The following is a 24,954-nucleotide window of genomic DNA, read 5'->3' as shown; positions in this document are numbered from 1 at the left end:
TCATTTGCCCCCTGCGGAGGCGGTCTTGTCGGAAGGATCGCGCCGGATTGCGGAGATCAGGTGGAAGACGGTCTGGGTGAACATCGTTACCACGCAGAGCAGCACCATCAGTTTCAGAAGCGCCGGGGTCGGCGGGTTCCAGGACGTGCCGGTGCCTTCCAGATGCAGCGCACCCGAAGGATTGAACCAGGATTTGCCCACCATGATCCAGCTTGCATAGGCGAGGCCGGCAAAGAACATGAGTGCGATCAAGGAATTGACGATATCGAGAATCCGCCGGCGGCGGCGGTTGACGGAATCATAGAACATCCGCACCCGGATGTGCTTGTCACGCGCCAGGGCGACCGGGCCGCCGATCAGGAAGATCGCGGCGATCAGGAAGGACGTCGTCTCATGGGCCCAGAAGGTTGGACTGTTGAAGGCGTAGCGCGCGAAGACTTCGATCACGGTAATGAGAAAGGCCACGAAGATCGCCCATGCCAGGACCCTCGTCGATCCCGCGATCGCCCGGTCCAATCCTGTGCGGATCTCGGTGTCGTCTTGCTCGATGGTGTCTGTGATGTCGCTCTGATCGGCCATTTGCGGCTCTCCTCCTGCCTGTCGGTTCCACGCCCGGCGGATGGCCTGCCGGGCGTGGTCGTTCCGTTTTCCCGAAGGATCAGAGCAGGTTGCGGCCCGTCAGATAGGATGTCACAGCGTCATAGTAGCGCTGCGTCATCTCTGTCCTGGATGCCCAGTTCTGCCATTCCTGCTGTGCGATGCGACGGAACTTGGCGCGCTCATCACCCGACCAGTTGATGATCTCGATCTCCGGATTCGCCTTGGCCTGTTCCACCGCGGCGGCATCAAGCTGACGCACCGAGTAGATGTGGTTGAAGCTGAACTGCTTGACCGAGACCGTCAGGATTTCCTGCAGGTCTTCGGGCAGGCCGTCCCAGATTTCCTTGTTCATCGAAATGTCGATCATCGGCAGCGAGTGAAAACCCGGGTAGAGGGGATAGGGCGCGATATCGTTCATCCCGAGCGACTGGTTGGTCGCGAAGACGGTGTTGTCCGCCGCATCCACCACACCCTTGTCGAGCGCCGAGAAGATCTCGGAGCCGGGCAGCGAAACCGGCGCTGCGCCTGCCTTCGAAAAGATTTCGTAGACCATTCCTTCGGGGGCGCGCAACTTGACACCTTTCAGGTCATCGACCGTGCGGATCGGTACCCGCGAGACGAAGGCTTCGGGCTCTGTCGCCGAGGCGCCGATGAACTGGACGCCATAGGGCGCGACCAGTTCGGCATACAGCTCATTGCCGCCGCCGCTCTCCATGAAGCCAAGGAACTCGAAAGGGTCGCTCCATGCGCCGACGAGGTTGCCCATCATCGCGAAGGCCGGATCCTTGCCCGAGAAGTAGCTGGGGTCGGTCAGGTGACCTTGCAGGATGCCAGCGCCGACCGCGTCAAGCGTATCGGTATGTGGCACGACGGAGCCGATCGGCAGGATCTCGATCTCGATCCGGTCGCCCGACAACGTGCCGACCTCTTCCGCCCATTTCTGCTTGTTGATGAAGCCCGGCTCGCCCGCAGTTTCCGAGGTCTGGAACGTCCAGTTGTAGTCCGCAGCCATGGCGGCACTGGAAAGGCTCAGCGCAGAAATCGTCAGCGCTGCCAGCCCGGAAAGCCTCTTGATGAAATTCATGTCTTTCTCCCTTTTATCCAATCCCGGACCATCTCCTCCAGAGAGCCGGGTGGGACTTTCAGCCCCTTTGGTTGGGCAAATAAGGCATAGATCAAACCGTATATCAACATTCACTTTTGGCCTGAGATGGCTCATTTTTGCTTTTTGTCGTACCAAAAGGGAGTCAGGTCATCTGAGCTCACCCCATTCTGGCGAGATTTCGGCGACTGGAGGCGGAATATGCGTGTGTTACTGCTTTATCTGGTCAAACAAATTGAGTCTGAGGTGTGTGGCGATTCCCTCAATGTCGCGCGGTATTTATCGCCCAGATTGATTGGGTAGCACCAAAGGGAGGACGCACTGTGACAGATGGATACCTACTCTGATGAACCTGGAGGGAAAGGTGGCACTGGTCACGGGAGGCAACGGCAACCGCGCCCAGTCTAGGTTATTGGTCCTACAAGGGGCTCAATAACCGCGCAGAAAACAGCCGCTTGCCTTTCCGAAAACGAGAGCGGGTGATGCAGGATTTCCGATCACCGGATGGATTGCAGCGCTTCGTCCCCATGCAGTCCGCGACCCGCAATCGTATTTCCGTACCAGCCCGCCGTCGTTCCGCACTCAACTTCGCCTGGAAGCATTCGAGGCGTGGAAATCCGCAGCAAATGTCGCTTGATAAACGACCGGCATGCCGACCTCCAAACTTGGCGAGTTAACGTGACAACACCGCTGGCACGCCTGCTTCCTAATCAAATGTCCAATTCTTCCGTCGTGGTACTCGAACGGCCAGCATCGGCTTGAGAAATCGTGAGCGAAACCTTTTTAGATCAAGCGCTTCGTGTACGCCAACGGTCTTCTCGCCATTTAGCCGAGTTTCGACCATGGACCGGGAATAAAATGGCGCATCCAGCATGTTCATCACCTGCTTTGGCTGAAACCCGCAATCGCCACGCGTTTCGCGCCGGATGGCCCAAAGCGACCGTTTGAATTCAAGCTGGGGCGGCGGGCTGATTTCCGATGCGGTTCCGTCGGGGTTGAAATGAAACCCCGCGCCAAGTTCTGAACCGTCCAGTCGCGTTGCATCATAAAAGCAGGTGCTGCCGCCCGCAGCTGGATACCTGCCCCATGTCCAGTACGAAAAATCCTCTTCCAGGGCTCGCGTGCCGAAATTGGCGTCGAAATATCCGTGCCCGTCCCATTGCCACCCTGTCGCATCAAGATCGACAGAAATGTCCGAGACCGGCCCGAATGGCCGCCAGATATGTGCGCCATCTTCCGTCAATGGCAGTTCGACCTGTGTGATCGCGCTGGGCGTGACGGTGATGGTGCCGCGCACCCGGCTGATTATGGGAGGTCCGGACAGTTCGTTGACGTCAATCACCAGTTTTCCATTGTTCCAGCTCATCGAGGACGGACCAACAGTGAACGTGTCGGTGCTTTGCCGGAGGGCCGGAGTGCCCCGGTCGGTCATGGTGAACCGCCCACCGGGGCCATAGGTGGCCACATTGATGCAGACGTGGTCTTCGGGGTTCTTGCGGCCCGACCACCGATACCATGGTGAAAAGACCGATCCTATGAACCCGATGACCGAGACAGCGCGCTTGCCGTCACTGCTGATGCCGTCGACGTACCACCAGGCGTAGCCGTTTTCCGGAACCTTGAGGTTAAAGTTTGGTCCGTCACAATCGCCGCGGCCGCGTGCCTGCCGGAGAGCGCCGCCATCGGGACGCCCGCCCCCGGATGCGTGCCGCCGCCCGCGAGGTACAATCCCTTGATCCTGGTTCGCGCTGTCGGTCGCTCCAGCGCCGCTGTCATTCCGTGCGGGGTCTGCCCGTAAAGCGAACCGGCGCTGCCGGGAAAAAGCGCATCGAAGGTCTTGGCCATTGTCAGAGCCTCCGGTCCCGGTTCCGGCCGGAACCTCAGCCCGAAGCGGCGAAGAGTCGGAAAAGTCCGAGTGTGACATATCTCATAATCCTCGGGCTGCGCCGCCCGTTGCGTTAGCGACGGCGTGTTCATGATGATTTCAAAGCGTTCCGTATCTGGCTGGGCGACGCCTTGCCCCCGATCTTCGGCACACACATAAAGTGTGGGGTCCGATGGGATATAGCCGCGCGCAATCTCGGCGAATTCATTTTTGGAAGGATCGCAGAAGAACACGTTGTGATGCACAAGTTCGATGTCGGATGGCGTCGCCGCAAAGCTCCAGACATTGGCGGAATGACTGCGGGCGCGTTTGGTTGTGATGGTGGCTGTCTGTGACGACGGTTCGCCAAGAAGCCCCAGTGCAAGGGCGCGGGGATCGCCGTTGAACACCACGTGATCCGCGTAGATCGTTTCTCCGGTCGTCAGCGTTACGCCTGAAACGCCGCCAAATGCAGTGTTGATCTTTTTCACCGATGCGTTGGTTCGGATTGCCCCGCCTTTGGTTTCGATCAGCGCCGCAATCGTTCTGGCCAAGGTGCTCATCCCACCTTTGACGCACCAGACGCCGCGCGCTTCTGCGTCCCAGATCAGGGACAAAAGAGCCGGCGATTGGTCTGGTGAGCCACCAACATAGGTGGCGTAGCGACCGAATAGCTGTCGCAGGCGCGGGTCGGTAAAGCTCTTTTCCAGAAGGCGCCTCATCGTCTGGCCCGGTGCCATATCCATGATCAGGCGCGGGTTCTTCAGAACATGCGCGGAAAGATTGGCAAGTCTTGGCTCTGCCTTGTGCATCATCGGCCCTTGGAACCCATCGTACAGGCGCGCGGCGCGATCTGCGAATGTGGTGAACTCGTCGCGTGCCGCTGGTCCGGCGAAGTCGCAAATGGCTTGGGCGCTTTGATCGCGGTTCTGGAACAGATCAAGCGGACCAGAGTCCGGCCACCAGTGCCGCGCCAGGATGTCCTGGGGGATCAGGGTGACGTGATCCGAAAGGGTTTCTCCCACATCATCGAACAACGCCTCGAACACATCCAGCATCGTCAAGACGGTTGGACCTGCATCGACGCCGTTCACCTGACGCATCTTGCCGCCGGGCACTGCATGCCGTTCCAGAACTGTCACGTCGAATCCGCGATGAACCAAGGGCAGGGCTGTCGCCAACCCTCCGATTCCCGCGCCAATCACAATGACGCGCCCAGAGCTGTGCCGCGGCTTTTTCATCATCGAATTGTTGACTCACATTCGCCAAGTGTCCAGTATGGTTTACACTAGTGTGTCAATTCAAGATGACAACACAATGTTTTAGGAGTGTTCGATGGGACTTCAGACCCGCATTAATTCCGCTGTTGAAGCGGCAATTCGCATCGGACAAGGCGGGACGCCCCCTGCCAAGCTGTCGGAGGCCTTGCATTACTCCTGCACACCGGGCGGGGCGCGCATTCGACCGACGATCCTGATGTCGGTCGCGATGGCCTGTGGCGACGATTCGCCCAAGACCGCGGACGCTGCCGCAGCGGCGCTTGAGCTTATTCATTGCGCGAGCCTCGTGCACGACGATCTGCCCTGTTTCGACAATGCGGATATCCGACGTGGCAAACCTTCGGTCCATCGCGCGTATTCAGAACCGCTTGCGGTCCTCGCCGGAGATTCCCTGATCATTCTCGCCTTCGAAGTGCTGGCCATGGCGGCGCAGCATTCGCCGGAACGCGCTGTGCGCCTGATCCGGACGCTGACGCGCCAGTCGGGCATGCCGCATGGCATCTGCGCCGGACAGGGATGGGAAAGTGAATCCAAGATTGATCTCTCAGCCTATCACAAATCGAAAACCGGGGCGTTGTTCATCGCCGCGACCCAGATGGGCGCGATTGCCGCGGGACAGGATGAAGAGCCTTGGTTCGAACTTGGCGCGCGGATTGGTGAGGCGTTTCAGGTGGCCGATGATCTGCGTGATGCGCTTTATGATAGCGAAACGCTGGGCAAACCCGTAGGGCAGGACGATCTGCACGGTCGCCCGAATGCTGTCGCGGTCCTCGGTGTGGACGGGGCACAATCGCGGCTGCGCGATATCCTGTCAGGTGCCATTTCGTCCATACCGTCCTGTCCGGGCGAGGCGCAGCTTGCGGAAATGGTGCGGATGCAGGCAGAACGTTTGACTCCTGTTCCGCAAACCCGCGCCGCCCGAGCCGGTTAAAATGGCGCTGGCCTCTGATATCCCTCCGATCCGCTACCGTCCAAAGCTTGGTTTGCGCACACGTTTGATGCGTCTGGTGGCCCGCCCGGGATTTCAGCGGTGGGCCTCTTCCTTTCCTCTGACGCGGGGTACCGCTGCAAAAGACGGGGCAGACCTGTTCGATATCGTTCAGGGCTTTGTAAAATCCCAGGTTCTTTTTGCGTTGGTTGAACTGCGTCTGCTGCATCGTCTGATGGAGGGTGCTCACACCGCCAGCGATCTGGCGGGCGGTTCCATGATGACAGTTGACCGGATGGACCGTTTGCTCAGGGCGGCAACTGCGATGAAGCTGACCAAGCGGGATCGAAAGGGGCGCTACAGCCTTGCGCGCAAGGGCGCAGCAATTGTGGGCGTGCCAGGTCTGGAAGACATGATCCGCCATCACGCCGCGTTCTACCGGGATCTGAATGACCCTGTCGCGCTCTTGCGAGGAGAGGTTGAAACCGAACTGGCCGCGTTTTGGCCCTATGTGTTTGGTGCTGACAACGCGACCGATGCAGAGACGTCGGACCGGTATTCCGATCTTATGGCCCGGTCACAGGAAATCGTTGCGGCGGACACTTTGGCAGCAGTCAATCTGGGTCAGTCGCGCAGGCTTTTGGACATCGGTGGGGGGTATGGGGTGTTCGCCGAGGCGGCCGCTCTCAAGTATCCAGAATTGCATGCGACGGTTCTGGATCTTCCGGCTGTTGAGCCAAACGCCCAGGCGAGGTTGCGCGCGTCAAGGGCGCAGGATCGGTTGCGCTTTGTCCCCGGTTCTTTCAGGGACGATCCTTTGCCCGAAGGCGCTGACACGATTTCTCTGATCCGTGTGCTTTACGATCACGAAGACCACACGGTCTCCGATTTGCTGGCCAAGGTGTTTGGCGCGCTGCCGAAAGGTGGGCGGCTTTTAATCTCGGAGCCGATGTCTGGTGGCGATACGCCAGAGATCGCAGGTGATGTCTATTTCAGCTTTTACTGCCTCGCCATGCAAACCGGAACGGTGCGCAGCGCCAAACGGATCGGCGCTTTGTGCACGGACGCAGGATTCGGAACGATCAAGGTATGTCCGTCGCGCCGTCCTTTTGTGACGACCACGATGATGGCTGTGAAGTCCTGAAACTGGAACTGCATCAGCAGTTTATCCGCCAAAGTGTCTAATATAGTTGACAGATAAGTGTGTAAGAATAAACTGACACTCAACAAACAAAGACGCCGCGATGGATTCGTCCCCTCGAATCGATAGTTGCCGCGCCGCAGGAGGTTAGGATGCAAACAAACGCTGTCGTGCTGAATGCACCGAAGACCCTTGCGTTGGAGACTGTCCAGCTGAGCGATCCCGGGCCGGATGATCTTGTTGTGGACATCGCGCATTCCGGTATCTCGACCGGCACCGAAAAGCTGTTCTGGTCCGGTGACATGCCTCCGTTTCCAGGAATGGGATACCCTCTGATTCCGGGATACGAAGCTTCGGGAGAAGTTGTCGAGGCAGGGTCGAACACAGGCTACAAGCCCGGCGATCATGTTTTTGTGCCCGGCGCGAATTGTTATGATGGCGTGTTTGGCCTGTTCGGTGGGGCGACGCGTCGTCTTGTGACGGCGCAGGACCGTGTCACCCTCATTGATCGTCAGCTTGGGGCGCAGGGCGCTTTGTTGGCTTTAGCCGCAACAGCACGCCACGCGATGGCTGGTCTGGACAAGGCTGTGCCCGACCTGATCGTAGGCCACGGCGTTTTGGGCCGACTGTTGGCGCGCCTGACCATCGCCGCCGGAGCGCCCGCGCCCACGGTTTGGGAAATTGACGCGGATCGCACCACAGGCGCCGACGGATATGAGGTTGTTCATCCCGACAAGGACGAACGCCGCAATTACAAGTCCATCTATGACGCCAGCGGCAATGGCGGCCTTCTCAACGATTTGATCGGTCGGATCAGCAAGGGAGGCGAGATTGTTCTTGCAGGGTTTTACACCCAGCCTCTGCAATTCTCGTTCCCGCCTGCCTTCATGAAAGAGGCACGCTTTCGTGTAGCCGCCGAATGGGCGCGCGATGACCTCGTGGCGACACGCACGCTGGTCGAAAGTGGCGCGCTGAGTCTTGACGGACTGATCACACACCAAGCGGCAGCACAGGACGCTCCGGGCGCGTATCGTACAGCGTTCGAAGATCCGTCCTGCCTGAAAATGATACTTAACTGGGAGACGCCTTCGTGAAAGATGAAGTTCCAAATCTGAAAGACTTCGACCAGCGCCTGCGCGACGAGGCCAATGAAGACCTGGCAGACGTCATCCCTGCCGAAGCCACCAAAAAAACTCAGATCATTGCGATTTACGGCAAAGGTGGGATCGGCAAATCCTTCACGCTGGCCAATCTCAGCCACATGATGGCAGAGCAGGGCAAACGCGTTCTGCTGATCGGGTGCGATCCGAAATCCGACACCACCAGCCTCCTGTTCGGTGGCAAGGCCTGCCCGACGATCATCGAGACCTCGACCAAGAAGAAACTGGCCGGGGAAGAGGTGAAGATCGGCGATGTCTGCTTCAAGCGTGGCGGTGTCTTCGCGATGGAACTGGGCGGCCCCGAAGTGGGTCGCGGATGTGGCGGACGTGGTATCATTCACGGGTTCGAGCTACTTGAAAAACTGGGCTTTCATGATTGGGACTTCGACTACGTCTTGCTCGACTTCCTCGGCGACGTTGTTTGCGGCGGCTTCGGCCTGCCGATTGCCCGAGACATGGCGCAAAAGGTGATCCTGGTCGCGTCGAACGATCTTCAGTCGCTGTATGTGGCAAACAACGTGTGCTCGGCCGTGGAATATTTCCGCCGTCTTGGCGGGAACGTCGGTGTCGCTGGTCTGGTCATCAACAAGGATGATGGATCGGGCGAAGCGCAAGCCTTTGCCGAAGCGGTCAAGATCCCAGTGTTGGCGTCGATCCCGCAAGATGACGACCTGCGGAAGAAATCCGCAAATTACCAAATCGTCGGAACAAACCAATCCCAGTGGGGCGCGCTGTTTGCCGAACTGGGTTTGAACGTTGGTGAAGCGCCGCCCGTGCGCCCTGCACCGCTAAGCCAGGATGAACTTCTTGAGCTGTTCGACGGGTCCGAGACCGGAGCGGGTTACACGCTTGTTCCGGCAACAGACACCGACATGCGCGGCAAGAACGCAGCGCCAGCAGAGTCGCTGGAAGTGATTTACGACGAAGCGTGACGGTTAGCCCCCGGAGCGACCTTGGGAACGAAAGAAGAAGAAAACGTGACGAACGAAGCAAAATACGACGAGACGGCAGAGGTAGAGGTCATCCGTGGGGAACCACGGGTCGACGTCCCCGATGCGCCTGTGCTGGCGGATGGGCTTGGGTGTCACTCTGGCTCTGAAATGGAAAAAGCCGCGCGTCTGGCCGGCAATTCCGAAATGCTGGACCAATTCGCAAAGGACTATCCGAAAGGTCCACACGATCAGCCACAAAGCATGTGTCCCGCCTTCGGGTCACTGCGCGTGGGTCTTCGGATGAAGCGGACAGCGACCATTTTGTCCGGCTCTGCCTGCTGCGTCTATGGTCTTACATTTGTGTCCCACTTCTATGGCGCGCGTCGCTCCGTCGGTTATGTGCCCTTCAACTCCGAAACACTGGTCACGGGCAAACTCTACGAAGACATTCGCGACTCCGTACACGAAATGGCCGATCCTGACCGGTTTGACGCCATCGTCGTGACGAACCTTTGCGTTCCAACCGCGTCCGGCGTCCCTCTTCGATTGCTCCCGAAAGAGATCAACGGCGTTCGGATCGTCGGTATCGACGTGCCGGGGTTCGGGATACCGACCCACGCCGAGGCGAAAGACGTCCTTGCGGGGGCAATGCTGAATTATGCGCGGGAAGAGGTTGAGGCCGGGCCGGTTCAGGCCCCGGATGGGGGCAAAGCGGATCGTCCAACCGTCGCCTTGCTGGGTGAAATGTTCCCGGCTGACCCGATGATGATCGGGGCGATGCTAGCTCCGATGGGACTGGCTGCTGGTCCGGTAGTTCCCTGTCGCGAATGGCGCGAGCTTTATGCCGCGCTGGATTGCGGTGTGGTCGCGGCGATCCATCCTTTCTACACGGCGGCGATCCGCGAATTCGAGGCGGCGGGTCGTCCAATCGTCGGCTCTGCGCCGGTAGGGCATGACGGTACTGCGGCATGGCTTGCTGGCATCGGCGATGCGTTCAACATACCCGCCGACCAGATTGCCGCTGCACAAAACGCATTCCTGCCCGCCATCAAAGGCGCGCTTGCTGCGACTCCGATCAAGGGCACGATCACGCTGTCCGGTTACGAAGGGTCCGAGTTGCTGGTTGCACGGCTGTTGGTCGAAAGTGGTGCAGACCTGCGTTATGTCGGCACCGCCTGCCCGCGCACCAAATGGTCAGAACCCGACCGCGAATGGCTGGAAAGCAAGGGCATCAAGGTCACATATCGCGCTTCACTCGAAGACGATTGCGCGGCAATGGAAGCGGTCAAGCCCGACCTTGCCATCGGCACGACTCCGGTTGTGCAAAAGGCAAAGGAAATGGGCATTCCGGGCCTGTACTACACCAACCTGATTTCGGCCCGTCCGCTGATGGGTCCAGCCGGAGCGGGAAGCCTTGCCGAAGTGATCAATGCTGCCATCGCGGGCAAGTCGCGGATGGACGACATGAAGGCCTTCTTTAAAGGCGTTGGCACTGGAGACACGGCCGGTGTCTGGGAGGGGTCGCCGAACTTGCGGCCTGATTTCCGCGCCGCGCATCAAAAGAAGCTCGACAAACAGGCGCGCGCCGCGAAAGCGGAGCAGATGATATGACGCTGATCCAGGACCATGATCGCGCCGGTGGCTATTGGGGGGCGGTTTACGCCTTTACTGCGGTCAAAGGATTGCAAGTGGTCATCGACGGACCTGTTGGTTGCGAAAACCTGCCCGTGACGTCTGTTCTTCACTATACAGATGCGCTCCCTCCACATGAGCTTCCCATTGTTGTCACCGGTCTTGGCGAAGGCGAGATGGGCAAAGGCACGGAAGAAGCGATGGAGCGGGCATGGAAGGTGCTTGATCCCGCGCTGCCCGCCGTTGTTGTGACAGGGTCCATCGCCGAGATGATTGGCGGCGGCGTAACTCCGCAAGGCACCAACATCCAGCGCTTCCTGCCGCGCACCATTGATGAGGATCAGTGGGAAAGCGCGGACCGCGCGATGACATGGATCTTCACGGAATTCGGCATGACCAAAGGCCGGATGCCGCCGGAAAAGAAGCGCGAAGAAGGCGCAAAGCCGCGCGTGAACATTCTGGGTCCGATGTATGGCACGTTCAACATGCCGTCAGATCTCGCCGAAATCCGGCGTCTGGTCGAAGGTATGGGTGCCGAGGTCAACATGGTGATGCCCCTGGGTGCGCATCTTGCCGAGATGCGGAATCTCGTGAACGCCGATGTGAACATCTGCATGTATCGCGAATTCGGCCGCGGCCTGTGCGAATGCCTTGGCAAGCCCTACCTGCAAGCGCCGATCGGCATGGATTCAACCACCAAGTTCCTGCGCAAGCTGGGTGATATGCTGGGCCTCGACCCGGAACCGTTTATCGAACAGGAAAAGCACTCGACGCTGAAACCGGTCTGGGATCTCTGGCGGTCGGTCACACAGGATTTCTTTGCAACCGCACAGTTCGGGATTGTCGCGAACGAGACCTATGCGCGCGGTATCCGCAAATATCTGGAAGGTGATCTGGGTCTGCCATGTGCTTTCGCTGTGGCCCGAGTTGCCGGATCCAAGACCAACAACAACGAAGTGCGCTCCATGATCCACACCAAGCGGCCGCTGGTCGTGATGGGGTCGATCAACGAAAAGATGTACCTTGCCGAAATGCAGGCCGGGCATGGCCCGCAACCGACATTCATCCCGGCAAGCTTTCCAGGTGCAGCGATCCGCCGTCATACCGGCACGCCGATGATGGGCTATGCCGGTGCGACCTATCTGCTTCAGGAGGTGTGCAACGGGTTGTTCGATGCGCTGTTCCACATCCTGCCGCTGGGCACGGAAATGGACAAGGCGGATTCGACCCTGACACCGCTGCGCCGTGACTTCCCTTGGGATGCAGACGCCCAGTCCGAACTGGACCGGATCGTGTCGCAGCATCCTGTGCTCACCCGAATTTCTGCCGCCAAGAACCTGCGCGATGCCGCAGAGGCAGCAGCCCTGAAACAAGGTGCTGAACGTGTCGTCTTCGAGACGGTTCAGGCCCTGTCCAAAACCCAAGGAGGACCGACCACATGACGGATTTCACCTCTTCTGACACGCGCCCTCACAAGCACGGTCATACAAAACGCGGAACCGAGTTCCTGGTTTATTTCAGCATCATCTTCATCGTCGCGATCCCCTTCGCGACCGTGATCTGGATGCTCGACGTGTTCCAGAAACAGACGCTCAACATGCGGGGCCCACTGGCGCGCGCATGGTGTGAAGCGGACCGGATCACGCCTCTCATTTTCTCGGCTTAAACCGCCGGGAATCCAAGACTGGCCACCCGGCGGGGTGGACAGGACCTGCAGGGTGTAATGCCCTAACGGACCCGGCCGCAGGGAGTGCGGCGTCAGCATAACGTTCCGGAGGAATAGTTCATGGCTGATAATACCGACCTGTCATTCACAGGTTTAACTGACGAGCAGGCCCAGGAACTGCATTCCGTCTACATGAGCGGCCTTTGGCTGTTCTCGGCGGTTGCAGTGGTTGCACACTTGGCAACCTTCATCTGGCGCCCGTGGTTCTAAGGAAGGATTGAAACATGGCAAAGTTCTACAAGATCTGGCTCATCTTTGATCCCCGTCGCGTGTTTGTCGCGCAGGGCGTCTTCCTGTTCCTGCTTGCTGCAATGATTCACCTGGTGGTGCTGTCCAACGGCATCAACTGGTTCGAGACCGCAGCCGCGGCTGGAATGTGAACCAACAGCTTGCTCGAAAGAGCGCATGAAATCGCTGCGGGCGGCATCGACGATCACCCCGCCCGCGGCAAAACCAATATGAAACATGACGGCTACGCCTCGATTTGGTCATGCCGGCAAACGCGGAGATAAAGAAGATGGCGCTGCTCAGCTTCGAAAAAAAGTACCGCGTCCGCGGAGGGACGCTGATCGGCGGCGATCTGTTCGACTTCTGGGTTGGGCCTTTCTATGTAGGCTTCTTCGGAGTCACGACCGCCTTTTTCGCTCTGCTTGGCACGATCCTCATCCTTTGGGGCGCGGCTGATCAAGGCACATTCAATCCATGGCTCATCAACATCGCGCCGCCTGACCTGAGTTATGGTCTGGGCATGGCACCGCTGATGGAAGGCGGCCTCTGGCAGATCATCACGATCTGCGCGGTTGGCGCATTCTGTAGCTGGGCGCTGCGCGAAGTTGAGATATGTCGCAAGCTTGGGATCGGCTATCATGTCCCGTTCGCCTTCAGCTTTGCGATCTTCGCATATGTGACCTTGGTGATCTTCCGCCCGCTTCTGATGGGCGCTTGGGGCTACGGCTTTCCCTACGGTATCTTCAGCCACCTCGATTGGGTGTCGAACACCGGATATGCCTACCTGCATTTCCATTACAACCCGGCTCATATGCTTGCTGTGACGTTCTTCTTCACGACAACTTTTGCGCTGGCTTTGCATGGCGGTCTGATCCTGTCGGCAGCGAACCCTGAAAAGGGCGAGGAAATGAAGACACCGGATCACGAAGACACGTTCTTCCGCGACTTCATCGGTTATTCGGTCGGCACTTTGGGCATCCACCGCGTTGGTTTGCTTCTCGCGCTGAACGCCGGTTTCTGGTCCGCGATCTGTATCATCATCTCTGGCCCGGTCTGGACCAAAGGCTGGCCCGAGTGGTGGAACTGGTGGCTCGAAATGCCCATCTGGGGCTCCAATGTGGTGGGAATGTAATCATGGCTGAATATCAGAACATTTTCACACAGGTCCAGGTGCAGGGCACCCCGGAATGGGGTCTTGAAACCGAAAGCTCTGGTCGCGAGAGGATGGGCAAACCCGGCTTCTCGACCCTGGTCGGATGGATCGGCAACGCGCAGCTTGGCCCGATCTGGCTGGGTTGGACCGGGATGGTGTCACTTGCGACAGGTATCCTTGCGCTTAACATCATTGGACTCAACATGCTGGCGCAGGTCGGCTGGTCGATCCCCGAATTCATCCGACAGCTTTTCTGGCTTGCTCTTGAGCCGCCCAGCCCGGAATACGGGCTCAAAATTCCGCCGTTGAATGATGGCGGATGGTACATCATTGCAAGCTTCTTCTTGCTGGTCTCGGTGATGAGTTGGTGGGCGCGAACCTACCTGCTGGCCATGGAACACAAGATGGGCAAACACATCTTCTGGGCTTTTGGTTCGGCGATCTGGTTGTTCCTCGTGCTGGGGCTGTTCCGTCCGATCCTCATGGGGTCATGGTCAGAAGCGGTGCCTTACGGCATCTTCCCGCACCTTGACTGGACCACGGCTTTCTCGATCCGATACGGCAACCTCTACTACAACCCGTTTCACTGCCTGAGCATCGTGTTCCTTTATGGCTCCGTCCTGCTTTTTGCGATGCACGGAGCGACCATTCTGGCGGTGACCCGCTACGGCGGCGACCGCGAACTGGAACAGATCGTCGACCGTGGTACGGCCACCGAACGGGCCGCCTTGTTCTGGCGCTGGACCATGGGCTTCAACGCCACGATGGAAGGTATTCACCGCTGGGCCTGGTGGTTTGCGGTTCTGACACCGATCACCGGTGGTATCGGCATCCTTCTGACCGGAACCGTGGTGGACAACTGGTTCATCTGGGCACAGGAGCACCACTTCGCTCCGATGTATGACGGTTCATACGGGTACGAAGCCTACGGTTCCTATCAAACCTTTATTGGACAGGAGAACTGATCATGTTTCCCAAGTGGTTCAATAAATGGAACAGGGAAAACCCGACCAATATCTACGGTCCGTCGATCCTTGTAGGTGCCGCTGGTGTGGCCGTAACAGTCGCCGCGTTCCTTGTGGTGGTCGGCCAGCCCTTCAAGACCGAGAGCCTTCAGACCGGCCCACGCGGCACGGGCATGTCGGTGCCGGAATTCGTCAACCAGGTTCGCGAGGCAGATCCGTCCATCGCGGGCTATCTAGGCCGGGGCGACATCACCGAAGAGGATGTCGCGGCCGTCAGTGCGGAAGCGTTGCAGAACGTACCGCCTGCGCTGGGCGACATTTCGGAAGAAGACTACGCTCAGCTGATCGTCGCGATGCGGTCCTGGACGGGTATTCCCGATCTGATGGAAGATCCGGAGAACTACCAGACCCAGGTCGCCTACACGATGGTGGGCATGGTTCAGGCGATCAACGAAGGCTGGATCGGCCACGTTCAATCCAACGCCGTTGTGGGTGTGACCTGCTATACCTGCCACCGCGGCGAAGCCGTTCCAAGCGAGATCTGGTTTCGCCTGGGAGACGTGAACGAGTCTGCGGGCGGCTGGGCAGCAGTACAGAACCGGGTGACTGTGCAAAGTCAGTACACGTCACTTCCGTCTGATGCGCTTGAAACCTTTCTGTTGGATTATGGCCGCATCGGGGTTCACAACCTTGAACCGCATGTCGCCGAATATCCCGACGAGGAAGGTGTGCCGACCTGGCAGGACACGGAACGGACGTTCAGCCTGATGAACTATGTCTCCAACTCTCTTGGTGTGAATTGCGTGTTCTGCCACAACTCCCGCGCCTTCTATGATCCCGAGCAGGTGACACCCCAGTGGTCCACCGAACAGCTTGGCATCGGCATGGTGCAAGAGATCAACAACGACTGGCTGGTGCCTCTTGAAGGGCTATTGCCTGCCGAACGTCTTGGCCCGGTCTTTGCCGACGCTCCGAAGGCGGCATGCAAGACATGTCACAAGGGGTATCAGCAGCCGATGCAAGGTCTCAATGTGATCGACGATTGGCCTGAATTGGCGCTCACGGCTGAGTAGGTCTTACCAATTTCCCAAGCGGTAGAACATATCGCTTGGGTCGCCAGATCCGGTTTTGAAAGGTTCCCAAATCGCAAAACCGGATACGGGGGCTCAACACCCCGGTTCCCTTCCTGTTGGCTACAGGAACTGGCGTCACGTTTCGATATATCCCTTGTAAACGTGACGCCTATCTTCCCTCTGTCCCCGAGGAGACTGTCAGATGACACACCCCAATACCCCCAATCTAGACCGGGTCGCTGGACCTGCGGATCTGCGGAACATGGATGATGCGACACTGACCAAAGTTGCGGAAGAGGTCAGGTCGGAAGTCATATCGGCGGTGTCGCAAACAGGTGGTCATCTTGGCTCCAGCCTTGGGGTTGTCGAGCTCGCGGTAGCGATCCACGCGGTGTTCAACACGCCGATGGACAAGTTGATCTGGGATGTCGGGCACCAGTGCTATCCGCATAAAATTCTGACAGGTCGCCGCGATCGTATGTCGACACTGCGCCAAAAGGACGGATTGTCCGGCTTCACCAAGCGCAGCGAGTCCGAATACGACCCGTTTGGTGCGGCGCATTCCTCGACCTCGATCTCGGCGGCGCTTGGCTTTGCCGTTGGTCGCGACATGGGTCGTCCGACGGGTGACGCGATTGCTGTCATCGGCGACGGCGCCATCAGCGCTGGTATGGCTTATGAAGCGATGAACAATGCCGGCCACGAAGGTCGCCGCCTGTTCGTGATCCTGAATGACAACGAAATGAGCATTGCCCCCCCGGTTGGTGCAATGTCGTCGTATCTCAGCCGCATGTATGCAAACGATCCGCTTGCCAAAGTGAAGTCGCTCGCCGAAGGATTCGAGGCGGCTTTGCCCGCCCCGATGCGTGAAAGCGCAAAGCGAGCACGCCAGTTGGTGACGGGAAACCTTCAGGGGTCAGGCACCCTGTTCGAAGAACTTGGGTTTGAATATATCGGCCCGATCAACGGACATGACATGGGCCAACTGCTTCCGGTCTTGCGGGCAGCACGCGCCCGGGCGACCGGACCTGTTCTGATCCATTGCTGTACGGTCAAGGGCAAGGGCTATGCCCACGCCGAGAACAGCGCCGACAAATACCACGGCGTGTCCAAATTCGACGTCGAATCCGGCGCGCAGGCGAAATCCAAGCCCAACGCGCCGAGCTATACAAAAGTGTTCGGAGACACGCTTACCGAAGAAGCGGCGCGCGATCCGAACATCGTAGGTGTCACGGCTGCGATGCCCGGAGGCACCGGTATCGACATTCTGGCAGACCGCTTTCCGGCGCGGGTGTTCGATGTCGGCATCGCCGAACAGCATGCCGTGACCTTCGCCGCCGCAATGGCCGCATCCGGACTCAAGCCGTTCTGTGCGATTTATTCGACCTTCCTGCAACGTGGCTTTGACCAGGTTGTGCATGATGTGGCTTTACAAAATCTTCCTGTCCGTTTCGCGATCGACCGGGCCGGTTTGGTTGGTGCTGATGGCGCAACCCATGCCGGTGCGTTCGATGTTGGATATCTCACAGCGTTGCCCAACATGACTGTCATGGCGGCCGCAGACGAGGCAGAGCTAAAGCACATGGTTGCAACAGCTGTTGCGCATGACAGCGGCCCAATCGCGTTCCGCTATCCGCGCGGGTCCGGCAACGGTGTCGAAATGCCGGAACGGGGTGAGGTTCTTGAAATTGGCAAGGGCCGTGTCCTGCAAGAGGGCAGCGATGTTGCCTTCCTCAGTTTTGGTGCCCATCTGGCCGAGGTCGAAGCGGCCGCGCGTCTGCTTGAAAAAGACGGTGTCAGCGTGACGATAGCGGATGCCCGATTTGCCAAGCCGCTGGATATCGACCTGATCCTGAAGCTTGCGAGAACCCATGATGCATTGATCACTGTCGAACAAGGCGCGCGCGGTGGCTTTGGCGCGATGGTTCTGCACGAACTTGCGGATCACGGCGCACTGGACCGTGGGATCAAGGTTCGGACAGTAACACTGCCGGACCGCTTTATTGATCAGGCGTCGCCAGACGAAATGTACGCAGATGCCGGGATGACGCGCTTTGATCTTTACAAGATGGCCGTGTCCCTCACATGCAGCGATGGCAAGGTGGTTCCCCTCACCAAAGGTGCGTGAGGGTTAAACCCAGTCAAGAGCGTCCTGAAGAAGGCCGGTTACACTGATCGTGAATTCCGACCCTTGTGCGGTGTCGGTCAGTGCAGCGAAATCGTCGATAATGTCTTTTGCCTCGATGACAGACGCGATGCTTCCATCAAAAGCCTGCATCGCGTTGCTTGCCACAGCACCGTTGTTCAGCCCGTTGACCACCGCATAATATGCACCGATTTCCGCCTTCGTCTCGAGGTATTGCGCGTCTATCGCGCTGCCAGTGGCGGCTTTGGCCCCGTCGAGCATCGCAAGAATGAACTCGGCCCGGCCCACAGCGCCACTTTCCAGAACATTGACCCAATATCCAAATCCGGCCGCATCCGGATTGCGACCAAGGATATTTGAATAGACCGCAGTGACAAAACCCGACGCATCGTCGGTTGCGCCATAAAGTGCCTGTGTCTCTGGTTGGTCAAAGAACAGACGCGCGATCTGGTTCATGGACATGCCATCGGCAAGCGCAGAGCCCCAGAACAGCAGCCCTGTCGCGTCCGGCGCGCGGTTGAAATAGGCCACATACAATTCGCAAAACGCCAGCATGTCCGCATCTGTCAGCGTGCTGACATTGGTGAACTTGCTCAGCTCGAAAATGGTCCCGTCGAAGTCCAGATTCTCGATGCTGTTGAGCGTGTCTGTTCCATCGCCACCACTGCGGTCTTCAATGACAATTGACCCATTGTTGATCGTCAGCGCGTAGTTGGACATGTCATTCATGTAGACTGCGGTATCAATGCCTTGCCCGCCTGAAAGAATGTCATTGCCGCCTGATCCGGTGATCGTATCGTTTTGATCGGTTCCAACCAGATTTTCGGCAGTCGACGTTCCCACCAGAACGTTTGACACATCGGGTTGCGTGTTGGTGTTGTCCGGGTTGGTGTTTGCGTGGCTCAGGATGTCTGGCGTTGTCTGTCCACCCGTCATCGCAAAGTTCTGCGTGACCATGACCGAATAATAGGTGCCACTATCGTAGGAATAGGCTCCGGTCTGGATACCGATCCCGACAACTTCCAGATCCGGCATGAGGATGTTTTCACGGTGGCCGGGGCTATTCATCAACGCGAGGTGCAGATCGTACACGTCGTCGAACAGCCCTTCTTCACCACGCTCGCTTTGAGCGGCGATGTTCTCGGCGGTGCGCCATGACCCCGACAGGTCAAAGCCCTGCGCGGTCATACGTTCGGTAGGCGTAGATCCACCGATCCCGGTATGGCTGAACACGTTGTTGTTCAGCATCCAATCGGAATGCGCATCGGCAGACGCGTTCAAGACCTTATCGAGCACAAGTGCGTCCAAGCCACGGCTTGTGCGCTCCTCGTTCACGAGATCCAACATGTACCGTTCCAGATCACTGGCGGTGGCAGCAGACATCCCAAACTCCCCAGTTCGAGCCCCAAATAAAGGTCTAAGGACGAATTCGGGCAAGAAACAGGAACTGATGTGTTTAAAATTAGCTGCTTTATGCCGGGTTTACGCAGGAAACCGCCATATCTCCGAAGATTTGTGGCGCGTATGTGTCAAGGTAAATGCGTAACCAGGGGGTAAAGCGGTTTGGCTCTTTAACCACGTCTTGCATCAAATCGCCGTAGCGTACCCACCGAGTCGCCATCACTTCGTCAGGATTGAGCGACAGGGTCGGGGCGGTTTCGACGTTCGCCACAAAGATATCCACGACTTCATGTTCAATCAGGCCGCCACCCACATCGGCGCGGTATTCCACGCGGTCCCGGTATTCAAGCGACAGACCGCTGATCCCAAGTTCTTCTTTCAGGCGTCGGTTGGCGCAATCCAGGCTGCTTTCCTTCCAGTTGGGATGGGTGCAGCAGGTGTTCGCCCATAGGCCAGGGGTATGGTATTTGCCCATCGCACGTCGCTGGATCAGGATTTCATCCCCGCGCAGAACGAAAACCGATATCGCCTTGTGCTTGAGCCCACGGATATGCGCATCAAGCTTTTCGACAGGTTTGAGGGTGTCACCACACCATGCAGGGATAAGAGTCTGGGTCATACATGCGTCTCCCGCACAAGACCCAAAAGATGGCGCGCGTTCTTGAAGCCGATCTTCAGATGCGCCATGGGCCGTGCTTTCACGAGCTTTTTGTTCATATACGCTTCAAATGTCAGCTTTTGAACATCGACATCATGACACAGGGACACGAACCGTTCCCGGCGCGAGTCGCTTTTGTAATAGGCGTCCTGCATTTGGCCAAGCACGCGGAACACTGTCTTGTGCTCTTTCATGAACAGGCGACGTGCCAAAGCCAGGTCTGTGATCCGACCCGATTTCAATGTTGCCGCGCAGGCCGTTGCGGCAACGCGTCCACAGACCATGGCATAGTAAATGCCTTCACCACTTGAGGGCGCAACCACACCTGCGGCATCGCCAGCCAGGACAACGTCACGCGCGTTATCCCAGAAACGTAACGGTTTCAGGGGAATTGGCGCGCCTTCTTTCCGAAGGGTTTCGCAATCGGCAAGTCCAGAAGCCTGACGCAACGCGGCGGTGGCCTCTTTCAGGTTCACACTTTGGATATAGGTGCCCATGCCGACCGATGTGGTGCCGCCATGCGGGAACACCCAGCCGTAGAAATCCGGGCTGATCGCACCATCGTAGATCACATCACAGCGCATCGGGTCATAAATGTCGTTCTTCTCGGGCGCGGCGATGATCTCGTGATATGCAAAGACCAAAGGGACCTTGTCACCACCGGGGATCTCATCGCGAGCGACGCGCGAATTGGCACCGTCCGCACCGATGATCAGTCGCGTCTCGAGTCTGCTCTCTTCGCCGGTTTCCTTGTCGCGGTAGACCACCCAGCGTTTCTTGGCGGCCTTGTCCCGGTCGATCCGTACGAATGTCCCCGTGAACCGTACGGCACCTGCAGCTTCGGCACGGGCGCGCAGGAAGGGGTCGAAATCCTTGCGATCGACCATCCCGACGAAACCGTTCTCGATGGGAATGTCGACGTGGCGCCCGGTTGGTGAAATCATCCGCGCCGTGTTCACCTTGGCGACAAGCTGTTCTTCACCGATGTCGAAATCCTGCATCAGTCGGGGCGGAATGGCCCCACCACAAGGTTTGATGCGGCCTTCACGATCCAAGAGCGCAACTGTGTGCCCGGATCGGGCAAGGTCTTCGGCTGCAGTTGCACCCGAAGGGCCGCCGCCCACAACTACGACATCATACATGGTCACTCTCCTGCGATCAGTTCGGCTTGTGCGGGGCGGCCCTCCATGATGCGCAGGGCCATGAAGGCGGCGCACAGGAACAACCCGGCTTCAAATACAAAAACGGCCCCGAAGGCCGGTGCATCAGCGGTCACTGTCCGCATCACGTCTGCGGCAGCAGCCCCGGTCAGGCCACCGAAACCGGCTGCGATCGCTTGCGCCGCGCCCCATAGGCCCATTCGCGTGCCTTCGCGTTTTTCCCGGCCTTCACCGGCCAGTGCCATCATCGACCCGATGGCAGCCACCGCAAACGCGCCGTTGAAGAACCCAAGGGCAAACACGGCAGGCAGCAAAGTCTGGGGCAGGGCGTAGCTGCCCAGTATGGCAATCACACACAGACTGGCCGCGGATCCTAGGCATCCGCCAATGACCCAATTGCGCAGGCAGCCAAAGCGCAGCGCCGTGGCGGCGATGCCGACGGTCAGCATTCCAAGGAAGACCCCGCCGTTCTGGATGCCGGACAAAGTTGTGCTTTCTCCGGGAGAAAATCCAAAGACGAGACCCGCGTAGGGTTCAAGGATGAGTTCCTGCATGAAGTAGGCGGTCATCGACAGAAACACGAAAATGGTGAACAGGCGTGCCTTGGGTTCGGCCCAAACTTCGGCCAGCCCCTCGCGGAAAGGCACCGGGTCTGGTTCCGGTGCAGCTTCGACACCACGTTCGATGCGCCAGGTGGCCAGAACGGTGATTGCAAAGGCCGCAAGTGCGACACCGGATACAACGCGGATCAAGACGGCGGGCGTGTAGGGATCAAGCAATTGACCTACCACACCTGCGGTCATCGCGATGCCGAATATCATCATCAGCCAGGTGATCGTCGCAGCAGCCGCCCGACGATGGGGTGCTGTGGCTGTTGCCAGCAGCGCCAGAACGGATGTCCCCGCCGCCCCGGCTCCGAGGCCGATCAGGGCGTATGCGAGAATCGAAATGGACAATCCGTACCAATAGTGCGCTTCCATCTCGACGACGCCCACTGCAGCAAGGATGCCGCCAGCAGCCAAGATCACCATGCCCCGCAGAATCCAGCGAGTGCGATTGCCGCCCTTGTCCGAGATGAAGCCCCAGTTCGGTCGCGTGATCTGAATTCCGTAGTGCAAGCCGACCAGCATCCCGGGCAGTACGGCGGGAAGCGCAAGTTCGACGACCATCAAGCGGTTCAACGTAGAGGTTGTCAGGACAACGATGGCCCCAAGAGCCATCTGCACCAGACCCAACCGCACGATGGCAAGCCAACCCAAGGTCATCAGAAGACTCCTACCGCGCGCAGGGCAAAGGCCGACACCATCATTCCCGACACATACATCAGGACGCCGGTTGCATTGTACCAAGGCGCCTTGGCCTTGGGATCCTTGAGCATGACGGACATCGCCCAAAGCTGACCAAGCAGTAGCAGCAAGACGAGGGCGGCATGTGTGGATTGCCCCCATTTCGCCAGCGCAAGGATCACGAAGATCTGCGGAACAATCATGACGACGCACGCAACCTTGGCCGCTTTTTCCGGTCCAAGCGTGACGGGAAGGGAGTTCACACCCATCTGGGCATCGCCCTCTAATGCTTTGAAATCGTTTAACGTCATGATGCCATGCGCGCCGATCCCGTAGAGCAGCGCAATCAGTATGATCGGGCCGGAAGGCAACGTCTGGCTTAGAACTGCTGCACCCGTGAACCAGGGCAGGGATTCATAGGATAACCCCACCAACCCCGGACCGAACCATCCCGATCTTTTGAGCCGGATAGGTTCAACGGAATAGGCCCATGCGGCGATCACGCCGACCACGGTCGCAATGAAACCCCATGTGCCCAGCAAGGCACCCAAGGCAAGCGACAGCACTGACATTGCCAGTGCGATCCACAGACCCCAGCGTCCCGGAATACGCCCAGAAGGAATCGGACGATTGGGTTCGTTGATGGCATCGACATGCCGGTCACACCAGTCGTTGGCGGCCTGGCTCATGCCACAGACCACCGGCCCGGCAAGGATCACCCCGACGAAAAGGAGGCCGAGATTCTCTGTAATGGCCACACCCGAGGCCACGGCTCCACATGCATAGGCCCACATCGGTGGGAACCATGTCACAGGTTTGATCAGCTCCAGCATGGCCGAAGGAGCAGGGTAGCGATCTTGGTGTAAACTTATGCTGACAGTCATGTGTAAACTAAACACGACAAATCGATTCACATCAAGCGAAACAGACAGGACGAATTGTCATTCGAAAGTGCGCTCTGCCATGGAGCAAAGCATCACTCGCCGTCAGCATCCTTGCTGAGAAGCCCGTACTTTCGAAGCTTCACATAAAGACTCTGGCGCGACAGGCCGAGCATCTCGGCAGCAGCGACACGGTTGTTCCGTGTCAGGCTGACCGCCGTTTCGATACACATCTTTTCGACCACGTCGGTGGTTTCCGAAACGATTTCTTTTAACGTGGCAGACCCAACAAGCTCCATCACGTTGCGGCTGGATTCCTCGCTTGTCTGAAGCGGGGCTTTGCGCATCGCATCGACGCGACTGATATCGCGGATGATGAAGCCCAGTGTGGGTTCGTTGCGATCCTCGAAAAACGTGACCGCCATTTCAACCGGTGTTTTCGCGCCGAATTCGTTCAGAAGTTTGGTGGAATACATCCGCATCTGACCTGTGCGGCGCGCGTTTTCAACCAGAACGCTCATGTCGATCTGACCGCGCCCCAGAAAGTCAGCAAAGCTACGGCCGCGAATATCGGCGGCATGGGCGGCATCGACGAGATCAAGGAAGGCATCGTTGCATGACTCGATGATGCCGGCCGCTGACGTGAAGATGATTGCGTCTGACCCTTTTTCAAAGACCGACGCCAAATTGTTGCTGAGGTTGTCGAACCGGGCCGTGCTGTCTTCGGCTGTAGTCAGTCGACAGATCAGGATACGCTCTCCGGCGGCACGGAACACCTGAGGCGAAATCATCACCCGCTGACGGCCGCGACGGGATTGAACCTCGAGTCCGGCACCGTTTTCCGACATTGAGGCATTGATCAACGCTTCAGTGAATTCCTCGGGACGTTTGTCACGGAATTCCTTCGCGAAAGACGATCCGATCAGATCTTCGCGGGTCGATTGCAAAAGCGTCGCAGCCGGATCGTTCAGATCCTTGATCTTTCCATCTTTGACAGAGATGAACACGATGCAGTCTCGGACCGAGCGCAGCAAAAGGCGATAACGCGCGTCAAATTCGCGGCGCGCCTCGTAACCTTGTTCCAGGGACATCTGTGCCTGAACAAGTTGCTGCTGCGTTTCGGCAATAGGCCGCAAATCGCGCCCCAGCATCAGGAATGATCCGTCTGACCCAAACGGGTGAAAGCTGTAGCGGATCGGAAATTCCCAGACGGCATTGTCGGAATGGTTCAGTTCCAGAGAGCGCGACGGGATCTCGCCGTTTTTCATGATCTGCATCACCGCCTCGACCTTGGGGCAGCTTTCGCGAGTCAGGAAGTCTGTTAGGGGCCGACCCTCCCAGTGGTTCAGTTTTCCAAAAGACGTTTCGTTCGGATTGATCATGACGGACAGAACTTCTCCGTCGCTTGACACAACCAACGCGATGTCCGACGCAACCGTAATGATACTCGACAGAACTTCAGCATCGATCAGGGGAACGGAACCACTGCTCCAGAAACTGGACCCACTACTGTTCATCACCGCATCAAAAACCTGCTTCTGGACTTGTTCTTTTCGCACAGTGACCTGCTCCCCATCGAGTCCGCGTTCATTAGTTAGCTCTGTTCAGGGTTTGGTCCTCTCTCGACCGCTGGTGATA

Annotated in this window: 23 protein-coding genes and 1 pseudogene; 14 read left to right on the top strand and 10 right to left on the bottom strand. The window is 58.2% G+C overall.

The genetic code is table 11. From position 1 onward, the window contains the following. A complete protein-coding gene (locus ACTIEN_RS16775) occupies window positions 1-579 on the bottom strand; it encodes a TRAP transporter small permease subunit (RefSeq protein ID WP_439524297.1) in 579 nt (192 codons plus the stop codon). 79 nt (window positions 580-658) lie between these two features. Further along, window positions 659-1,684, bottom strand: a complete 1,026-nt coding sequence (locus ACTIEN_RS16770; protein ID WP_439524296.1) for a TRAP transporter substrate-binding protein — start codon at window positions 1,682-1,684, stop codon at window positions 659-661. 413 nt (window positions 1,685-2,097) lie between these two features. On the opposite strand from ACTIEN_RS16770, the pseudogene ACTIEN_RS16765 reads away from it, so the two are divergent. Further along, a pseudogene (locus tag ACTIEN_RS16765) lies at window positions 2,098-2,339 on the top strand (IS6 family transposase); the annotation flags it as partial. Between the two features lie 69 nt (window positions 2,340-2,408). Here ACTIEN_RS16765 and crtC read toward each other — a convergent pair. Both crtC and crtD read right to left on the bottom strand, forming a co-directional pair. After that, window positions 2,409-3,281: a carotenoid 1,2-hydratase gene (gene crtC, locus ACTIEN_RS16760; protein ID WP_439524316.1), complete on the bottom strand. Its 873-nt coding sequence runs from the start codon at window positions 3,279-3,281 to the stop codon at window positions 2,409-2,411. Then, window positions 3,236-4,810: a 1-hydroxycarotenoid 3,4-desaturase CrtD gene (gene crtD / locus ACTIEN_RS16755; RefSeq protein WP_439524295.1), complete on the bottom strand. Its 1,575-nt coding sequence runs from the start codon at window positions 4,808-4,810 to the stop codon at window positions 3,236-3,238. The genes crtC and crtD overlap by 46 nt, the downstream gene beginning before the upstream one ends. 91 nt (window positions 4,811-4,901) lie before the next feature. Between crtD and ACTIEN_RS16750 the strand changes: the two genes are divergently transcribed. The 13 genes from ACTIEN_RS16750 to dxs all read left to right on the top strand — a co-directional run bounded on the left by ACTIEN_RS16750 (window position 4,902) and on the right by dxs (window position 17,912). Further along, window positions 4,902-5,777, top strand: coding sequence for a polyprenyl synthetase family protein (locus ACTIEN_RS16750; protein WP_439524294.1), 876 nt, complete (start codon window positions 4,902-4,904; stop codon window positions 5,775-5,777). A gap of 1 nt (window position 5,778) precedes the next feature. Further along, window positions 5,779-6,918, top strand: a complete 1,140-nt coding sequence (locus ACTIEN_RS16745; protein ID WP_439524293.1) for a methyltransferase — start codon at window positions 5,779-5,781, stop codon at window positions 6,916-6,918. A 149-nt stretch (window positions 6,919-7,067) separates the two neighbouring features. Further along, window positions 7,068-8,009: a chlorophyll synthesis pathway protein BchC gene (bchC, locus tag ACTIEN_RS16740; protein WP_439524292.1), complete on the top strand. Its 942-nt coding sequence runs from the start codon at window positions 7,068-7,070 to the stop codon at window positions 8,007-8,009. Next, window positions 8,006-9,007 carry a chlorophyllide a reductase iron protein subunit X gene (locus ACTIEN_RS16735; protein ID WP_439524291.1) on the top strand — a complete coding sequence of 334 codons (1,002 nt, stop codon included), beginning with the start codon at window positions 8,006-8,008 and terminating at the stop codon, window positions 9,005-9,007. The genes bchC and ACTIEN_RS16735 overlap by 4 nt, the downstream gene beginning before the upstream one ends. 45 nt (window positions 9,008-9,052) lie before the next feature. After that, window positions 9,053-10,618, top strand: coding sequence for a chlorophyllide a reductase subunit Y (gene bchY / locus ACTIEN_RS16730; RefSeq protein ID WP_439524290.1), 1,566 nt, complete (start codon window positions 9,053-9,055; stop codon window positions 10,616-10,618). Beyond that, window positions 10,615-12,081, top strand: a complete 1,467-nt coding sequence (gene bchZ, locus ACTIEN_RS16725; RefSeq protein ID WP_439524289.1) for a chlorophyllide a reductase subunit Z — start codon at window positions 10,615-10,617, stop codon at window positions 12,079-12,081. The genes bchY and bchZ overlap by 4 nt, the downstream gene beginning before the upstream one ends. Next, window positions 12,078-12,305 (top strand): cytochrome PufQ, encoded by a 228-nt coding sequence (gene pufQ, locus ACTIEN_RS16720; protein WP_439524288.1) that lies wholly within the window; start codon window positions 12,078-12,080, stop codon window positions 12,303-12,305. Before bchZ ends, pufQ begins: the two co-directional genes overlap by 4 nt. A gap of 120 nt (window positions 12,306-12,425) precedes the next feature. Continuing rightward, complete coding sequence (gene pufB, locus ACTIEN_RS16715) at window positions 12,426-12,575, top strand: light-harvesting antenna LH1, beta subunit (RefSeq protein WP_072778079.1); 150 nt, start codon at window positions 12,426-12,428, stop codon at window positions 12,573-12,575. 14 nt (window positions 12,576-12,589) lie between these two features. Next, window positions 12,590-12,745, top strand: coding sequence for a light-harvesting antenna LH1, alpha subunit (gene pufA, locus ACTIEN_RS16710; RefSeq protein ID WP_085627475.1), 156 nt, complete (start codon window positions 12,590-12,592; stop codon window positions 12,743-12,745). A 137-nt stretch (window positions 12,746-12,882) separates the two neighbouring features. Then, entirely contained in the window at window positions 12,883-13,725 is an 843-nt protein-coding gene (pufL, locus tag ACTIEN_RS16705) for a photosynthetic reaction center subunit L (protein ID WP_439524287.1), read from the top strand. A gap of 2 nt (window positions 13,726-13,727) precedes the next feature. After that, on the top strand, window positions 13,728-14,711 hold the full coding sequence (gene pufM / locus ACTIEN_RS16700; protein WP_439524286.1) for a photosynthetic reaction center subunit M: 984 nt from the start codon (window positions 13,728-13,730) through the stop codon (window positions 14,709-14,711). A gap of 2 nt (window positions 14,712-14,713) precedes the next feature. Further along, window positions 14,714-15,784, top strand: a complete 1,071-nt coding sequence (pufC, locus tag ACTIEN_RS16695) for a photosynthetic reaction center cytochrome PufC (RefSeq protein ID WP_439524285.1) — start codon at window positions 14,714-14,716, stop codon at window positions 15,782-15,784. 202 nt (window positions 15,785-15,986) lie between these two features. Further along, window positions 15,987-17,912 (top strand): 1-deoxy-D-xylulose-5-phosphate synthase, encoded by a 1,926-nt coding sequence (gene dxs / locus ACTIEN_RS16690; RefSeq protein WP_439524284.1) that lies wholly within the window; start codon window positions 15,987-15,989, stop codon window positions 17,910-17,912. A gap of 3 nt (window positions 17,913-17,915) precedes the next feature. Here the strand turns inward: dxs and ACTIEN_RS16685 are convergent, their stop codons facing one another. The 6 genes from ACTIEN_RS16685 to ppsR form a co-directional block, all read right to left on the bottom strand. Continuing rightward, window positions 17,916-19,313 carry a DUF4214 domain-containing protein gene (locus ACTIEN_RS16685; RefSeq protein ID WP_439524283.1) on the bottom strand — a complete coding sequence of 466 codons (1,398 nt, stop codon included), beginning with the start codon at window positions 19,311-19,313 and terminating at the stop codon, window positions 17,916-17,918. An 88-nt stretch (window positions 19,314-19,401) separates the two neighbouring features. Then, complete coding sequence (gene idi, locus ACTIEN_RS16680; protein WP_439524282.1) at window positions 19,402-19,950, bottom strand: isopentenyl-diphosphate Delta-isomerase; 549 nt, start codon at window positions 19,948-19,950, stop codon at window positions 19,402-19,404. Further along, complete coding sequence (locus ACTIEN_RS16675; RefSeq protein WP_439524281.1) at window positions 19,947-21,131, bottom strand: geranylgeranyl diphosphate reductase; 1,185 nt, start codon at window positions 21,129-21,131, stop codon at window positions 19,947-19,949. The genes idi and ACTIEN_RS16675 overlap by 4 nt, the downstream gene beginning before the upstream one ends. Window positions 21,132-21,133: 2 nt before the next feature. Next, window positions 21,134-22,414, bottom strand: a complete 1,281-nt coding sequence (locus ACTIEN_RS16670; RefSeq protein WP_439524280.1) for a BCD family MFS transporter — start codon at window positions 22,412-22,414, stop codon at window positions 21,134-21,136. Continuing rightward, the gene (gene chlG, locus ACTIEN_RS16665; protein ID WP_439524279.1) at window positions 22,414-23,319 is read right to left on the bottom strand and encodes a chlorophyll synthase ChlG; all 906 of its coding nucleotides are present in this window, start codon (window positions 23,317-23,319) and stop codon (window positions 22,414-22,416) included. The genes ACTIEN_RS16670 and chlG overlap by 1 nt, the downstream gene beginning before the upstream one ends. 92 nt (window positions 23,320-23,411) lie before the next feature. Next, window positions 23,412-24,833 (bottom strand): transcriptional regulator PpsR, encoded by a 1,422-nt coding sequence (ppsR, locus tag ACTIEN_RS16660; protein ID WP_439524278.1) that lies wholly within the window; start codon window positions 24,831-24,833, stop codon window positions 23,412-23,414. Between the last annotated feature and the right edge of the window lie 121 nt (window positions 24,834-24,954).

It is taken from the genome of Marivita sp. (assembly GCF_051859345.1).
GTDB lineage: Bacteria > Pseudomonadota > Alphaproteobacteria > Rhodobacterales > Rhodobacteraceae > Marivita.
The sequence above is the reverse complement of the archived record's forward strand: the minus strand, read 5'-3'. Positions and strand labels throughout refer to the sequence as shown.

Bases quoted from the DNA above. Each gene is read 5' to 3' on its own strand.
- ACTIEN_RS16775 (WP_439524297.1), bottom strand. From the start codon at position 579: ATGGCCGATCAGAGCGACATCACAGACACCATCGAGCAAGACGACACC.
- ACTIEN_RS16770 (WP_439524296.1), bottom strand. From the start codon at position 1,684: ATGAATTTCATCAAGAGGCTTTCCGGGCTGGCAGCGCTGACGATTTCT.
- crtD (WP_439524295.1), bottom strand. From the start codon at position 4,810: ATGATGAAAAAGCCGCGGCACAGCTCTGGGCGCGTCATTGTGATTGGC.
- ACTIEN_RS16750 (WP_439524294.1), top strand. From the start codon at position 4,902: ATGGGACTTCAGACCCGCATTAATTCCGCTGTTGAAGCGGCAATTCGC.
- ACTIEN_RS16745 (WP_439524293.1), top strand. From the start codon at position 5,779: ATGGCGCTGGCCTCTGATATCCCTCCGATCCGCTACCGTCCAAAGCTT.
- bchC (WP_439524292.1), top strand. From the start codon at position 7,068: ATGCAAACAAACGCTGTCGTGCTGAATGCACCGAAGACCCTTGCGTTG.
- bchZ (WP_439524289.1), top strand. From the start codon at position 10,615: ATGACGCTGATCCAGGACCATGATCGCGCCGGTGGCTATTGGGGGGCG.
- pufQ (WP_439524288.1), top strand. From the start codon at position 12,078: ATGACGGATTTCACCTCTTCTGACACGCGCCCTCACAAGCACGGTCAT.
- pufB (WP_072778079.1), top strand. From the start codon at position 12,426: ATGGCTGATAATACCGACCTGTCATTCACAGGTTTAACTGACGAGCAG.
- pufA (WP_085627475.1), top strand. From the start codon at position 12,590: ATGGCAAAGTTCTACAAGATCTGGCTCATCTTTGATCCCCGTCGCGTG.
- pufL (WP_439524287.1), top strand. From the start codon at position 12,883: ATGGCGCTGCTCAGCTTCGAAAAAAAGTACCGCGTCCGCGGAGGGACG.
- pufM (WP_439524286.1), top strand. From the start codon at position 13,728: ATGGCTGAATATCAGAACATTTTCACACAGGTCCAGGTGCAGGGCACC.
- pufC (WP_439524285.1), top strand. From the start codon at position 14,714: ATGTTTCCCAAGTGGTTCAATAAATGGAACAGGGAAAACCCGACCAAT.
- dxs (WP_439524284.1), top strand. From the start codon at position 15,987: ATGACACACCCCAATACCCCCAATCTAGACCGGGTCGCTGGACCTGCG.
- ACTIEN_RS16685 (WP_439524283.1), bottom strand. From the start codon at position 19,313: ATGTCTGCTGCCACCGCCAGTGATCTGGAACGGTACATGTTGGATCTC.
- idi (WP_439524282.1), bottom strand. From the start codon at position 19,950: ATGACCCAGACTCTTATCCCTGCATGGTGTGGTGACACCCTCAAACCT.
- ACTIEN_RS16675 (WP_439524281.1), bottom strand. From the start codon at position 21,131: ATGTATGATGTCGTAGTTGTGGGCGGCGGCCCTTCGGGTGCAACTGCA.
- ACTIEN_RS16670 (WP_439524280.1), bottom strand. From the start codon at position 22,414: ATGACCTTGGGTTGGCTTGCCATCGTGCGGTTGGGTCTGGTGCAGATG.
- chlG (WP_439524279.1), bottom strand. From the start codon at position 23,319: ATGACTGTCAGCATAAGTTTACACCAAGATCGCTACCCTGCTCCTTCG.
- ppsR (WP_439524278.1), bottom strand. From the start codon at position 24,833: ATGAACAGTAGTGGGTCCAGTTTCTGGAGCAGTGGTTCCGTTCCCCTG.